This is a genomic window from Metabacillus mangrovi, from assembly GCF_009711125.1.
Classification (GTDB): Bacteria; Bacillota; Bacilli; order Bacillales; family Bacillaceae; genus Metabacillus_B; species Metabacillus_B mangrovi.
On record NZ_WMIB01000032.1, the window covers coordinates 22,158 to 35,355 of the forward strand.

Genomic DNA, 13,198 nt, shown 5'->3' on the forward strand with positions numbered 1-13,198 from the left:
CCATGATGTTCAAATACTCATTCATTGAATTTACTTCCTTCCCCCGCCCGTACAATTTCAAATTGGCACTTCCAAGCGGGTAGAGAAATCAGACTTAGAATGGTGGATTGCTGACCAAAAGCGGAAAAATTGTTCGAGCCGCGCAATTTATACGCAATTGACCAAGCGTATCTGCTGAGCGGGCAGTGGAAATAATAAGTGATTTTTAAAAATGACTTACGGAGTTACCTGTATAATAAGAGCTAAAAAAATTATTTCCCATATATAGTAATCTCCGATAGTTTTTTTCTTTAAAACTATAAAGTATGCACCAAACCTAACCTAATAAAACTATCTTACTTAAACCTAGAGAAAACTAGAGCTACATCAGCACCATTAATTTTTTTACATTGTCCTCCTTCTCTAACATACATTTCATCGCCATACCAACAAGGCTCATCTCCACATTCGATTTCCAACATCAAAATCGTTTTCTCTTTATAATTGATTGGGGTCATCATTGATGAAATATTAGATTTTACCCTATCGGGCAGTAGGGAGTTATTAATTTTTTCAGTAATGTATGCTAAATACTGATCTAAGCTTACACCTTTCAATACTGCTTCTCTTTCAAGACCCACAACCCCATATTCACCAACTCTTATAGCAGTAATTTCATCTAAATCTTCTACTCTTATTGTATGGGCTTCCCGGTCTGTTACTCCAATAAATAGCCATCCTTTTTTCCCTTTTCCTAAGTTCGCCATTGCAGAAATATTGTGAAGAATTTTTTCAAAACTATTTTCATCAAAGGACCTTACTCTCCCATCAAGCGTGTAAAAACCTTGTTTGAAATCATAGTAAGGTGGCTCTACTTTTGATAACCTTAAAAAGTTTTCGAAATCAATTGCTAACAATCCTTGGCTTCTAAGAGCTGTGGATGATTGTTTGAAGTAAGTTTGAATAAGCCCTATGGTTAAATTAATATTGGAGATTCTATTAGAGATAGAAATACTCTTTGCTGACTTTAACCTAGCGGCAAGTCCATTTAAACTTCCTAAAATTTTATCAATATTAAATGGTTCCTTATTTTCAACAATCACTAAATGGTACATTGCCATAAATAGTGTGTAAAAAGGTTCCTTAACAGCATTCCCACTAGCTTTAGGATTCAATATGTTTTTTAAATAGTTTCTCTCTAAAAATTCATAAGATATTAAACTTTGTATTTTATCTAACACTAGCTTAATATCTTTCGCTAAATTTCCCCTACCATAAGTAGCTATGGCTGATTCAATTTCTAATTTCTTTTTATCGTTTTGATAATAATCATCAAAGTTATCCTTACTTGCAGAAAAAGGCTCTTTCAATGCAATAGATAATATTATGTCAGCAATTAGTTGCTCATCCTCGCTATCCCTTACATGAGAGACCCTTAGTATCCCTTGATTACACCAAAAAGTTTCATCAGCTGTTACACCATAACCTAGTGCAATATTTTTAGAATCAATGCTTATTTCAGGCATTTCAGTTAAAGATAATACTTCTTTTGACACATCACCTCGAATTTCAGAGCTAAGTTCTCTAACTAAATCAGAAAAAACAGTAGTCGTACCTGCCTGTCGAACTTCTTGAGGAGATAAATGCTTCCCATTGGAATTAATACGGCCGAATACTTCTATAACTTCTTTTTCTGAACCTTGAAATGTCGATAGAGGTAGTTGATATTCTAAAAATGCAGCACATTTCTTTTGGTCAAGTAATTTAATTCCTTCCCCTCTTTCTATTGAAAATATTCCGTCTTTTGCATGTGTATTAGCTGTCGGGTGTTGAGTAACATCGAAATATGCTCCATTAACAGGAAATTCATTTTCAATAAAGCTAAATAATGCGTTTAATCTTTGCATACCATCTATTATTTCAAATGTAGTTTGTTCGGAGGCATTGACCCCCTTCTCCGCAAGTAAAATTAACGGAATTGGATATTGTTGTAGGACGCTATCAATTAATGCTTCCTTTTCGGCCCTTGTCCAGACAAGTTTCCTTTGATATTTCCTATTTACTAATAAACACTTGTTCCTGTAAAGTTGATATAAATTCATTACACTCATACCACGCGGTGTAATATTCATAAGAATTAACCCCCTTTTATGAAATATTTACAAATCCAAATATTATAATATCTTATTATTCTTAAATCGAATACCTTTTTTTAACACAGATGTTATATCCAATAACAATAGACCCTCTCGAGTCATTGGCATATTTTTTTATTGGCCTGTTGCAATGTTGAATCCAACTCCGATTTCTTCGTTTTAAGAAGCTCAATGATAGCAGATGCTTCAATGCCTGCGTTGTGAGCGACTTAACATATTGGCTTTTCCAGAGCGTGAAGAAGAATAGTGTTTCCAGTTTTAGCATTCCCTTCTGCTTTAAAAAAAGCTACTTTATTGTGTATACCTTCACAAGGGTAATATCACCGCCGATAACATATCTTCTTCTACTGTTGTACGCGGGAGTTCAGGGCGTCTTCGATGCGGAGTTTGCACTCTTACAGTTCTGTTTCAGAAGCTGCACCTATCTATTTCCAGTTCAGTAAAACGATTAACCTTTATCGAATCACCCTTAGTTTAGACTCCTTGAAATTTGTACTACCCGCTAATTAAAGCGTATAGTTCTACAGATTCGTTAACCGGATCAACGAGCCTTTACTCTTTTAATCCCGCTTTTTCATAAAGCTGAAATTTCTTCCATCGATCCAGCTTTACAGAAGCTGGTAAGAGAATTCCAATAATTATATCAGGTGCTTCATTGCACCCCTTGTCATCGAGCTTTTTCCGATCACAAACAATGGATAAATCAGGCTGGCCAACGTTCATTATCTCATCGTCCTGTTTGTTTTCTACCGTAAAAGCGCACATCGAATGGCGCGAAAAACACTTCACATTCTTTATCCCGCAGGAAAATAGAAAAAGCGGTTGAGAGCTCACGGAGAACCTGCTGATGCCTGCGTGAAGGAGCAGGAGACATATTGAAAATTTCCCCATCAATTAGCTGGAACCTTTCTCCTTCATCCCATGTTAAGTAATCGGCATACGAATATTTCTTACTTTCATCAGGAATAGACATACCATCATCCCTTTCCACTTACATTACCAATATTTTAGTATAATCTCTTTTCATAATAAGTTTGACCAAGGGCTTATTTCCTATGTCCATCTGTTGAAATTTACTTATCTTACAAAAAAATATGCATTATTCCTATTCGTAAAAAAAAACGCGAAACCTCAAAAGGTTTCGCGTTTTTCCAAGCAGATGATGTGATTACATCATGCCGCCCATTCCACCCATTCCGCCCATGCCGCCCATGTCAGGCATGCCGGCGCCGCCGCCTTCTTCTGGCTTGTCGGCTACTACTGCTTCAGTAGTCAGGAACATCGCTGCGACAGATGCAGCGTTTTGAAGTGCGGAACGTGTTACTTTTGTTGGGTCAACGATTCCTGCTTCGACCATGTTTACCCATTGGCCTGTTGCAGCGTTGAATCCAACTCCGATTTCTTCGTTTTTCAGGCGCTCAACGATAACAGATCCTTCAAGGCCTGCGTTGTGAGCAATTTGGCGTACTGGCTCTTCAAGAGCGCGAAGCACGATGTTGATTCCTGTTGCTGCATCGCCTTCTGCTTCCAGAGCAGCTACTTTGTTGTATACGTTCACGAGGGCAGTACCACCGCCGGATACGATTCCTTCTTCTACTGCTGCGCGCGTAGAGTTCAGGGCGTCTTCGATGCGGAGTTTGCGCTCTTTCAGTTCAGTTTCAGTAGCGGCACCAACTTTGATAACGGCTACGCCGCCAGCAAGTTTAGCAAGACGCTCTTGAAGTTTTTCTTTATCGAACTCAGAAGTGGTTTCTTCTAATTGAGCACGGATTTGGTTTACGCGGCCTGCGATTTTGTCTGTTTCGCCTGCTCCTTCAACCACAGTTGTGTTTTCTTTCGTAACGACAACTTTGGATGCGCGTCCAAGCTGAGTGATGTTCGCAGATTTAAGGTCAAGACCTAGATCTTCTGTGATCACTTCTCCGCCAGTCAGGATGGCAAGATCTTCAAGCATCGCTTTACGGCGGTCACCGAAGCCAGGAGCTTTAACAGCTACTGCATTGAATGTTCCGCGAAGCTTGTTCACAACAAGCGTTGCAAGAGCTTCCCCTTCAACATCCTCTGCTACAAGCAATAGAGACTTGCCTTGCTGTACAACCTGCTCAAGTACAGGAAGGATTTCCTGAATGTTTGTAATCTTTTTATCTGTGATCAGGATGTAAGGATTCTCAAGAACCGCTTCCATCTTGTCTGAGTCCGTTACCATGTAAGGTGAAGCGTAGCCGCGGTCGAATTGCATACCTTCTACGACTTCAAGCTCAGTCGTGAACCCTTTGGATTCTTCGATTGTGATAACACCGTCGTTTCCAACGCGCTCCATTGCTTCTGCGATCAATTGTCCAACTTCGTCGTCAGCAGAAGAGATCGCCGCTACTTGAGCGATGGAATCTTTGCCTTCGATTGGCTTGGAGATTGCTTGAAGCTCCTGGATTGCAGCTGTTACAGCTTTTTCGATTCCTTTGCGTACGCCCATAGGATTCGCACCAGCTGTTACGTTTTTCAAACCTTCACGGATCATCGCCTGAGCAAGAACCGTTGCAGTTGTTGTACCGTCACCGGCAACGTCGTTTGTTTTGCTTGCTACTTCAGCAACAAGCTTCGCACCCATGTTTTCGAAAGCATCTTCAAGCTCGATTTCTTTCGCGATTGTCACACCATCATTCGTGATAAGCGGAGAACCGAATTTCTTTTCAAGAACAACGTTGCGTCCTTTTGGTCCCAATGTTACTTTAACGGCATTCGCAAGCGCGTCCACACCGCGAAGCATGGAACGGCGTGCTTCTTCGCTGAATTTAATTTCTTTAGCCATGAAAAATACCTCCTTGATATGGTAGATGATTTATTTTCCGAAAGGGATTAGCCTACGATTGCTAAGATATCGCTCTCGCGAAGGATCAGGTATTCATTGCCTTCGTATTTAACTTCAGTTCCGGCGTATTTAGAGAAGATGATGCGGTCGCCTTCTGCAACTTCAAGCGCTACTTTTTCGCCATTATCAAGAACGCGTCCTGTACCAGCCGCTACAACTTTGCCTTCCTGCGGCTTTTCTTTCGCAGAATCAGGCAGCACGATGCCGCTTGCTGTTTTTTCCTCAGACTCAACCAATTCAATAATTACACGATCACCTAGTGGCTTTAACAAGTGAAACACCCTCCTCATATTGATATGTAAATGGATTTATTAGCACTCGTTAATCATGAGTGCTAACACACAAGTCTATATTATATAAACTTTTTCCGAATTTCAAGTGATAACTACAGAATTTTTCTTCGACGAAATTCAACATTTGTAAACACTTGCAATGCGTGGTTTTCCTGCAGATATGATACAATGACGGGAGGTACCCGAATGTATCATTTCCTGTCCCCCTGAATACGATAAGGGGAGTGCAGCGGCATAAAGGAGCATTGCGTGTGAAGAAACATTATTGGTTTATCCTGCTTACATATGTGCTGGTGCTGTTCTCGGCGCCTGCTGGAATTCCGCTGCTTAAATGGCTCGGGGTGGACCCGGGGCAGATCTTCGGCATCTGGAATATTATCGCCTTTTCGATTGGGCTTATCATCATCCTCTTCCTTCTGCGGAAAGACCGCGGAGAGAACGATCTAAGAGGAGAACCCGCTTCCCCTGCTTCATCAGCCGGCTGGGCGTTCGGCGGAATTTTTCTCGCCTTTTTTGCGCAGATTATAGCGGCAAACATCGAAACCCAGCTGCTCGGCATACCGGCCGGTTCTGAAAATACACAGCAGATCATGGAGATCGTCAAATCCACTCCGCTGATGATTTTTGTCGTTTCCATCGCCGGTCCGATTTTAGAGGAAATTGTTTTCCGGAAGATTCTTTTCGGTACGATCTATAAGAAAACCAACTTTATTCTGGCCGCTGTCATCAGCTCTGTCATCTTTGCTGTCGTACACGGAGATCCGGCACACATCCTGCTTTACAGTGCAATGGGCTTCACGTTCGCCTTCCTGTATGTCAAAACAAAGCGAATCATTGTCACGATCATCGCCCATCTTTCAATGAACACGTTCGTGGTCATCATCCAGTACGTGTTTGCAGATGATATACAGAAAATGCTGGAGGAAGCGGAAAAATTGCAAAGCATCATTGGAGGAATCTCTTTATGAAAGCTCGTCCCGGCACCCTTGCCGTCTTTTATCTAGCTATGGGAGCGCTCTTTACATCCCTTGCCATCAACAGCAGCTCAGACGGGATGTGGAACTTCCTCACCGTCGTCATGATGGTGATCGCGACGTTTGATTTCGCTGTGGCGATCCGGATGTTCCGGTTCAGCCTCAAGCAAAGAAGCGCTCAGAAAAAATAACCTGTCATCGGCAGGTTATTTTTATTTGGCCACCACGTCCTTCGCCTCTTCCTCCATTTGAATCTGCTGTGATTTCCGGTACGCTCTCCGGGAGACAAGAATGCTGATTTCGTAAAGGATGATAAGGGGCAGAAGAACAATGACCTGCGAAATGATATCAGGCGGTGTGATCAGACCGGCTGTGACAAGCAAGGCAAAATAGGCGTACTTCCTGACCTTCCCTAAAAATGAAGGGGTCACGATTCCGAGCCTTGTCAGGAACATGATCACGACCGGAAGCTGAAACAGCAGCCCGAACGGAAGGGTGATCTCAATCAGAAACTGAAAATATTCATTGATGCCGATCACCTGGCTGATGTTCAGGTCCGACGATAGATCGGTCATAAACCGAATGACGTACGGGAACAGGACAAAATATGAAAAAGCGACGCCTGCGAGAAACAGCAGCACACTGATTGGAATGTAGCTTAAGGTTGCATTGCGCTCCTTTTCATACAGCCCCGGGCTGATAAACGACCAGAGCTGGAAGAGGATCAGCGGGGAGATGAGGACAAACGCAATAATGAACGCAAATTTCATGTACAGAAACAAAGGGTCTGAAATTCTGAATGCGTTCAGGGTCAAGTCCTTCGCCTCTTCAGTTTGCTGGAGAAAGAGGATCAGCGGTTTCGCCAGAAAAAAGCCGGCTGCAAGGGCGAATACGAAAAAGACTGCCGTCACAAGGATCCGCTTCCTCAGCTCCTCAATATGTTCATACACCGACATTTCCTGCTCATTCATGGGACCATCCATCCTTTTACACAGATGTCTCGCTCGGATAATGCTTTAAGAAGTAAACAAGTGACTGAAGTTCGACAGCCAGATCAATATGATGGATCCGGATGGAGTCCGGTACGTTCAGCCTCGCAGGGGTAAAATTCAGGATCCCCTTCACTCCGATTTCGATCAGACGGTCGGTGATGGCCTGGGCGGCCGGTGCCGGCACAGTCAGGATAGCGACAGGCGCTCCATCCGGAAGCTGCTCCTCGAGCTCATCCAGATGATAGATCGGCACTTCCCCGATTTTCGTTCCAACCTTTTCCTCAGCTACATCAAATGCTGCAAAGATCTCCGTGTTATTATTTTTCGAGAAATTATAGTGCAAAAATGCGGTGCCAAGATTTCCTACACCGATTAGTACAACCTTGGTCAATTCATCCTGATCGAGCGTTTTCCGGAAAAAGGACAGCAGGTAGTTCACATTGTAGCCGTAGCCTTTTTTTCCAAGGGCCCCGAAGTAGGAAAAATCCCTGCGGATCGTAGCTGAATCCACTTTCACAGCATCACTCAGTTCAGCAGAAGACACCCGCTGCTTTCCTGAAGAATGAAGGTTTTTTAAGAATCGATAATATAAAGGCAGCCGTTTTGCGGTTGCTTGCGGTATTTTGGATTGATCAATATTCATTTTGGTTCCCTCACATTCCTTGATGCAAATCGGTCTGTTTTTATCTAGTTAGCGCTTCCATTTTTCTCTCCTGCATGTGGAGAAAAATGGGGATTACGCTATATAACCAAACTATACACTATTTCGGCTGGATTGTCTGTCCGCATATACTTTGCCGGAGCACGCCTCCCGGTTGCCGGCGTGTCCTACTTAAGCTACACTGAAACTAGTATACATGAGGTGAAAACAATGATTCTACTACAAGTTCAGCAGCTCACGAAATCTTTTGGAGCTGAACCGATATTATCCAATATAAAGCTTGAGGTTCAATCGAGGGACCGCATTGCACTAGTTGGCCGTAACGGAGCCGGCAAATCCACACTCCTTAAAATCATTTCCGGCCAAATGTCGCATGATTCCGGGGAAATCATCAAGCCAAAAGACCTTACAATCGGGTATCTCGCTCAAAATACCGGCCTCGAATCAGAGCGGTCCATTTGGGATGAAATGCTGACGGTCTTTGAGGAATTCCAGCGGATGGAGAAAAAAATGCGCGGGATGGAAACGGATATGGCGGAAGTCGATCCCAGCAGCCCTCAATTCTCACAGATTATGAAAGAGTATGACCTGCTTCAGACCGCATTCAAGGAGCAGGGCGGCTACCAATATGAAGCCGATATCCGTTCGATCCTTCACGGACTCGGGTTCGGAGATTTTGATCAAGCTACGTCCATCGCTTCATTAAGCGGGGGCCAGAAGACGAGGCTCGCATTGGGCAAGCTTCTCCTGACGACGCCCCAGCTGCTGATTCTCGATGAGCCGACAAACCATCTGGACATCGCGACGCTCTCCTGGCTCGAGCAGTATCTGCAGGGCTATAAAGGTGCTGTCCTGATCGTCTCGCATGACCGTTACTTCCTTGATAAGGTTGTGAATCAGGTTTATGAGATTTCACGGCTGCATTCTTCTAAATTTATCGGAAATTACAGCAGCTACCTGCAGCAAAAGGCCGAGAACTACGAACGCGATATGAAAGCGTACGAAAAGCAGCAGGATGAAGCAGCAAAACTGCGCGATTTCGTCCAGCGCAACCTTGCCCGTGCTTCGACGACAAAGCGCGCCCAGAGCCGCCGGAAGCAGCTCGAGAAGATGGACATGCTGGACAGGCCGCTCGGAGATGAAAAATCCGCTGTGTTCCGTTTTGACATCGAAAAGCAAAGCGGCAACGATGTACTGAAGGTGGACAGCCTCTCCGTTTCCTATGACGGGAAGAAGCCTACGATCTCTAATGTAAGCTTCTCAGCAGAGCGCGGCGACAGCATCGCGCTTGTCGGTCCAAACGGGATTGGAAAATCCACACTCCTTAAGACGATCGTCGGCAAACTGAAAGCCATCGAGGGAGACATCCGCTACGGCTCTTCTGTGAAAATCAGCTATTACGACCAGGAGCAGGCTGAGCTGACTTCCAATAAACGGGTCTTGAATGAGCTGTGGGATGAATACCCGCTGAAGCCGGAAAAAGAGATCCGGACGGTGCTCGGAAACTTCCTTTTCTCCGGAGATGACGTGCTCAAACCGGTATCCGCTTTAAGCGGCGGCGAAAAAGCACGGCTTGCACTCGCTAAGCTGATGCTTGAGAAAGGGAATCTCCTGATTCTGGACGAGCCGACGAACCACCTGGACCTCGACAGCAAAGAAGTCCTGGAAAATGCTCTCGTGGACTATCCCGGCACCATCCTGTTCGTCTCCCATGACCGGTACTTTATCAACCGCATCGCCACGAAGGTGTGCGAGCTGTCTAAGGAAGGCGTCGACCTGTATTTAGGTGATTATGATTACCACCTGCAGAAAAAACAGGAGCAGGAAGAACTCGCAGAACTTGAAAAACAGGAGAAAACGGCTGCCTCCCCTGTGCAGACCGAAAAGGAAACAAAGTTATCCTATCAGCAGGAAAAAGAACTGAAAAAGCTTGAGCGCCAGCGCCAGCGGCGGATCGAAGAGATCGAGAACGAGATTTTTCAGATTGAAGAGAAAATCGAAGAAAATGAAGGACTTCTGGCAGACCCGGACATTTACCAAGATCACGAAAAGCTTCAGTCCATCAGTTTGGAGAACGAGGGATACCGTGCCTCCGTTGCTGAGCTGATGGATGAATGGGAAGAATTGCAGGTTTAGAAGGCAGCTGTTTTCAGCTGCTTTTTTTATTTGAGTGTTTTTATTTTATCCACAGGGATTATTGTGGATTATCAAGCATTAAAACATTTTATCCACAATATCCACAGATATCGATCTGTTTATCCACATTATCAACACCCGATAAACCTTTTGTTCATCACGTTTTTTCCGCATGCGGGATAATGTTGATAACACTGTGGATAACGTTGTGCATAAAAAAATCCCGGACTCTGTTTATCCAGGTCCGGGATTCCTTAATTCGATTCCAGTTCAAGGCCGGGGTTGCCGTTCATGTCCATCCGGCCCCGTACGCCTTTATTAAACAATACATGTCCGGCAGCCCCAATCATGGCTGCATTATCCGTGCAAAGGGAAAGCGGAGGAATAATCAGCTCTACTTCAGGGATTTCTTTGAAGCGTTCTGTCAAAGCACTGCGCAGCCCTTTATTTGCTGCGACCCCGCCTGCGAGAAGTACCTGCTCTACCTTGTATTCCTTAGCGGCCCGGAACGTTTTCTCTGTCAAAACCTCTACAACACTTGCCTGAAAGCTTGCGGCCAGATCTCTTGCTTCGATGACCTGTCCTTTCTGTTTGGCGTTGTGCAGCGTGTTGATAACAGCAGATTTCAGACCGCTGAAGCTGAAATGATACGAGCCTTCTTCAAGCCATGCACGCGGCAGATCCAGATTGGCTTCTCCTTCATGGGCAAGCCGGTCGATATGCGGTCCTCCCGGATAAGGCAGGCTAAGGGTGCGGGCTACTTTATCATAAGCCTCACCTGCTGCATCATCGAGGGTTTCTCCTATCACTTCGAACGAGCCATGCTCCTTCATGTAGACCAATTCTGTGTGTCCGCCGGAAACGACCAAGGACAGCAGCGGAAATTTCATTTCAGCGAAGAGCTGGTTTGCATAGATATGTCCCGCAATATGATGAACCCCGACAAGCGGAATTCCATGTGCGAAGGCGAGTGCTTTTGCTGCATTCACCCCAATGAGGAGCGCACCGACAAGCCCAGGTCCTTCCGTCACAGCGATGGCACTCAGATCCTTAAAGGTCAGCTTTGCTTCCATCATCGCTTCTTCCAAAACGGCCGTGATTTGCTCCACATGGTGACGGGAAGCAATCTCTGGCACTACTCCGCCGAAACGCTTATGGGAGTCGATTTGCGAAGCCACGATATTGGAAACAATCTCTTTGCCGTTTTTTATCACAGCAGCTGCGGTTTCATCACAGCTGGTCTCAATCGCCAGTATATACTCGTCTTTATATGCCATTTAACATCACCCACATTACTAAAGCATCTTCCAGATTATCTGTGTAATATTGTTTCCTGATCCCGCCCGGCTGAAAACCGAGCTTCCTGTAGAGAGACTGTGCAGGATGATTGGACACTCTCACCTCGAGCGACAGCTGCCTCGCTCCGCGTCTTTTCGCCTCTTTCATCGCCTGCCTCAGCAGAATTTCCCCGAATCCGTTTCCCCTGTACTCCGGAAGGATCGCAATGTTTGTGACCTGTGCTTCATCGACAATAAGCCAGATGCCGCAATAGCCGATCACCTCACCGTTGAGTTCAGCAACTAAATAAGTGGCAAAAAGATTATGAGCCACTTCATTATAAAAAGACTCTTTATTCCAAGGCGATGCAAAGGAGTGCGTTTCAATAAGATAGACTGTATCAATGTCTTCGACTCTCATCGCCCGGATCTTCAGTTCACTTCTCCCCACGTTCCCCACCAACTTATTTTTGCTCTTCAAGCCATTTTGACTCTGCCTCAGCCAGCCTCGTATAGTTTGGCACGGCAGTGTGCACAGGCGCTGCGGCTTTATGAAGGCCGATCCCTGCAAGCTCTGAAGGCCTTGGACTGTTTTGAACAGATGAAGCTCTTACAGCCAGACTGCCTAACGTCCGTTCGATTTCTTCCCAATGCAGATGAACATCTTGACCAAGGAACAGCACCTTTTGATTCCGTGCTTTTACCTTTTCCAGCCAATCGGCAAGAGCAATGTTCTGATCCTCTTCCAGCCGTTCCATCAACCCGTTTTCGGCTAAAAAGAGTCCTGTGTATACTCTTCCCCGGCGCGCATCAAAAAGCGGGCAGATAGCCCCTTCAAATAGCCGTCCATTTGCCGCAAGGGCTTCAAGACTCGATACAGTGATGATTGGAATCGATAAGGACCAGGCAAGGGTCTTGGCAATCGTCATGCCGATCCGAACGCCCGTATAAGAGCCCGGTCCCGCCGCAGCTACAATTCCATCTAACTCACCCGGTGTAACCGAGCATTCCTTCAGAAGCTGTTCGATTGCAGGCATCGCCCGGATGGAATGGTTCTTTTTTAAATTCGTGATGATCTCGCCGGTCACTGTACCATTCGTCAGCAATGCGATGCCCAGCGTATCGTTGGATGTATCAATGGCTAACACATTATTCATCGGAAAAAAGCTCCTTGCATAGTGCCTCGTATTTTTCTCCATGCGGCTGGAATTGGAGCGTTCGCTCTTCGTCCCCTTTACGATAGAGGGCAATTTCAAGCCGCTCAGCGGGAAGCTGCTCCTGAATAAGATGAGCCCATTCAACAACGGCTACCCCATCCCCTTCAAAATATTCTTCAAAGCCAAGCGCTTCCCCTTCTTCATCCAGACGGTACACATCCATATGATAAAGCGGCAGGCGGCCGCCATGATACTCTTTCATAATGGTAAAAGTGGGACTGTTAACGATTCTTTCAATCCCCAGTCCTTTTGCCAGGCCTTTTGTGAAGGTGGTTTTGCCCGCTCCAAGATCTCCTTCGAGCGTCAGCACGGCCCCTTCGTGCAAAAGCCGGGCAAGCCTCCCGGACAGCTGTTTCGTATCCTCTGCCGAGGAAGAAATGACTTCATATGCTTTCATGTGACATCACCCGTAATCTCTGTAATTCGTACTTGTATCATTATAAACAGTTTAGCGCACTCCATTCGTGAATCCAAGCAGAGAAACCGAATAGAAGGAAAAACTGTACGGCAAGACTATTTGAACATACAAAAAAAACGAAACATCTCGTTTCGTTGTCTGATCCATATAAATGGCGGTCCGGACGGGACTCGAACCCGCGACCTCCTGCGTGACAGGCAGGCATTCTAACCAACTGAACTACCGG

At 45.2% G+C, this 13,198-nt stretch carries 14 protein-coding genes and 1 pseudogene; 3 read left to right on the forward strand and 12 right to left on the reverse strand.

Annotated elements, in window-relative coordinates; all coding sequences use genetic code 11:
* Positions 1-335: 335 nt before the first annotated feature.
* The 6 genes and pseudogenes from GKZ89_RS19415 to groES form a co-directional block, all read right to left on the reverse strand.
* Complete coding sequence (locus GKZ89_RS19415; protein ID WP_155114063.1) at positions 336-2,111, reverse strand: GmrSD restriction endonuclease domain-containing protein; 1,776 nt, start codon at positions 2,109-2,111, stop codon at positions 336-338.
* A gap of 141 nt (positions 2,112-2,252) precedes the next feature.
* Positions 2,253-2,560: pseudogene (locus tag GKZ89_RS21650) on the reverse strand (TCP-1/cpn60 chaperonin family protein); the annotation flags it as partial.
* Positions 2,561-2,687: 127 nt separating this feature from the next.
* A complete protein-coding gene (locus GKZ89_RS21445) occupies positions 2,688-2,858 on the reverse strand; it encodes a Uma2 family endonuclease (RefSeq protein ID WP_277753257.1) in 171 nt (56 codons plus the stop codon).
* 4 nt (positions 2,859-2,862) lie between these two features.
* Complete coding sequence (locus GKZ89_RS21450; protein WP_277753258.1) at positions 2,863-3,108, reverse strand: Uma2 family endonuclease; 246 nt, start codon at positions 3,106-3,108, stop codon at positions 2,863-2,865.
* Positions 3,109-3,303: 195 nt separating this feature from the next.
* Entirely contained in the window at positions 3,304-4,944 is a 1,641-nt protein-coding gene (groL, locus tag GKZ89_RS19425) for a chaperonin GroEL (protein WP_155114064.1), read from the reverse strand.
* 47 nt (positions 4,945-4,991) lie between these two features.
* Positions 4,992-5,276: a co-chaperone GroES gene (groES, locus tag GKZ89_RS19430; RefSeq protein ID WP_155114065.1), complete on the reverse strand. Its 285-nt coding sequence runs from the start codon at positions 5,274-5,276 to the stop codon at positions 4,992-4,994.
* Between the two features lie 272 nt (positions 5,277-5,548).
* Here groES and GKZ89_RS19435 point away from each other — a divergent pair, with 272 nt between their 5' ends.
* Both GKZ89_RS19435 and GKZ89_RS19440 read left to right on the forward strand, forming a co-directional pair.
* Positions 5,549-6,265 carry a CPBP family glutamic-type intramembrane protease gene (locus GKZ89_RS19435; RefSeq protein WP_162357109.1) on the forward strand — a complete coding sequence of 239 codons (717 nt, stop codon included), beginning with the start codon at positions 5,549-5,551 and terminating at the stop codon, positions 6,263-6,265.
* Complete coding sequence (locus GKZ89_RS19440) at positions 6,262-6,462, forward strand: YdiK family protein (RefSeq protein ID WP_155114066.1); 201 nt, start codon at positions 6,262-6,264, stop codon at positions 6,460-6,462. The genes GKZ89_RS19435 and GKZ89_RS19440 overlap by 4 nt, the downstream gene beginning before the upstream one ends.
* A 21-nt stretch (positions 6,463-6,483) precedes the next feature.
* On the opposite strand, the gene tatC is transcribed toward GKZ89_RS19440, so the two are convergent.
* Together tatC and GKZ89_RS19450 are read right to left on the reverse strand one after the other, a co-directional pair.
* Positions 6,484-7,242: a twin-arginine translocase subunit TatC gene (gene tatC, locus GKZ89_RS19445; RefSeq protein WP_155114067.1), complete on the reverse strand. Its 759-nt coding sequence runs from the start codon at positions 7,240-7,242 to the stop codon at positions 6,484-6,486.
* Positions 7,243-7,258: 16 nt separating this feature from the next.
* The gene (locus tag GKZ89_RS19450) at positions 7,259-7,906 is read right to left on the reverse strand and encodes a redox-sensing transcriptional repressor Rex (protein ID WP_155114068.1); all 648 of its coding nucleotides are present in this window, start codon (positions 7,904-7,906) and stop codon (positions 7,259-7,261) included.
* A 228-nt stretch (positions 7,907-8,134) separates the two neighbouring features.
* Here GKZ89_RS19450 and GKZ89_RS19455 point away from each other — a divergent pair, with 228 nt between their 5' ends.
* The gene (locus tag GKZ89_RS19455) at positions 8,135-10,060 is read left to right on the forward strand and encodes an ABC-F family ATP-binding cassette domain-containing protein (protein ID WP_155114069.1); all 1,926 of its coding nucleotides are present in this window, start codon (positions 8,135-8,137) and stop codon (positions 10,058-10,060) included.
* 254 nt (positions 10,061-10,314) lie between these two features.
* On the opposite strand, the gene tsaD is transcribed toward GKZ89_RS19455, so the two are convergent.
* From tsaD to tsaE, 4 genes are read right to left on the reverse strand one after another with little or no spacing between them, the layout of a single operon-like run.
* Entirely contained in the window at positions 10,315-11,337 is a 1,023-nt protein-coding gene (gene tsaD / locus GKZ89_RS19460; protein WP_155114070.1) for a tRNA (adenosine(37)-N6)-threonylcarbamoyltransferase complex transferase subunit TsaD, read from the reverse strand.
* Positions 11,327-11,788, reverse strand: a complete 462-nt coding sequence (rimI, locus tag GKZ89_RS19465; RefSeq protein WP_338324954.1) for a ribosomal protein S18-alanine N-acetyltransferase — start codon at positions 11,786-11,788, stop codon at positions 11,327-11,329. The genes tsaD and rimI overlap by 11 nt, the downstream gene beginning before the upstream one ends.
* Positions 11,789-11,801: 13 nt before the next feature.
* On the reverse strand, positions 11,802-12,494 hold the full coding sequence (tsaB, locus tag GKZ89_RS19470; protein ID WP_155114071.1) for a tRNA (adenosine(37)-N6)-threonylcarbamoyltransferase complex dimerization subunit type 1 TsaB: 693 nt from the start codon (positions 12,492-12,494) through the stop codon (positions 11,802-11,804).
* Positions 12,487-12,951: a tRNA (adenosine(37)-N6)-threonylcarbamoyltransferase complex ATPase subunit type 1 TsaE gene (tsaE, locus tag GKZ89_RS19475; protein ID WP_155114072.1), complete on the reverse strand. Its 465-nt coding sequence runs from the start codon at positions 12,949-12,951 to the stop codon at positions 12,487-12,489. The genes tsaB and tsaE overlap by 8 nt, the downstream gene beginning before the upstream one ends.
* Positions 12,952-13,198: the final 247 nt, after the last annotated feature.

Excerpts from the sequence above, each read along its gene's own strand:
- GKZ89_RS19415 (WP_155114063.1), bottom strand. The coding sequence starts at position 2,111 with ATGAATATTACACCGCGTGGTATGAGTGTAATGAATTTATATCAACTT.
- GKZ89_RS21445 (WP_277753257.1), bottom strand. The coding sequence starts at position 2,858 with ATGAACGTTGGCCAGCCTGATTTATCCATTGTTTGTGATCGGAAAAAG.
- GKZ89_RS21450 (WP_277753258.1), bottom strand. The coding sequence starts at position 3,108 with ATGTCTATTCCTGATGAAAGTAAGAAATATTCGTATGCCGATTACTTA.
- groL (WP_155114064.1), bottom strand. The coding sequence starts at position 4,944 with ATGGCTAAAGAAATTAAATTCAGCGAAGAAGCACGCCGTTCCATGCTT.
- GKZ89_RS19440 (WP_155114066.1), top strand. The coding sequence starts at position 6,262 with ATGAAAGCTCGTCCCGGCACCCTTGCCGTCTTTTATCTAGCTATGGGA.
- tatC (WP_155114067.1), bottom strand. The coding sequence starts at position 7,242 with ATGAATGAGCAGGAAATGTCGGTGTATGAACATATTGAGGAGCTGAGG.
- GKZ89_RS19450 (WP_155114068.1), bottom strand. The coding sequence starts at position 7,906 with ATGAATATTGATCAATCCAAAATACCGCAAGCAACCGCAAAACGGCTG.
- GKZ89_RS19455 (WP_155114069.1), top strand. The coding sequence starts at position 8,135 with ATGATTCTACTACAAGTTCAGCAGCTCACGAAATCTTTTGGAGCTGAA.
- tsaD (WP_155114070.1), bottom strand. The coding sequence starts at position 11,337 with ATGGCATATAAAGACGAGTATATACTGGCGATTGAGACCAGCTGTGAT.
- tsaB (WP_155114071.1), bottom strand. The coding sequence starts at position 12,494 with ATGAATAATGTGTTAGCCATTGATACATCCAACGATACGCTGGGCATC.
- tsaE (WP_155114072.1), bottom strand. The coding sequence starts at position 12,951 with ATGAAAGCATATGAAGTCATTTCTTCCTCGGCAGAGGATACGAAACAG.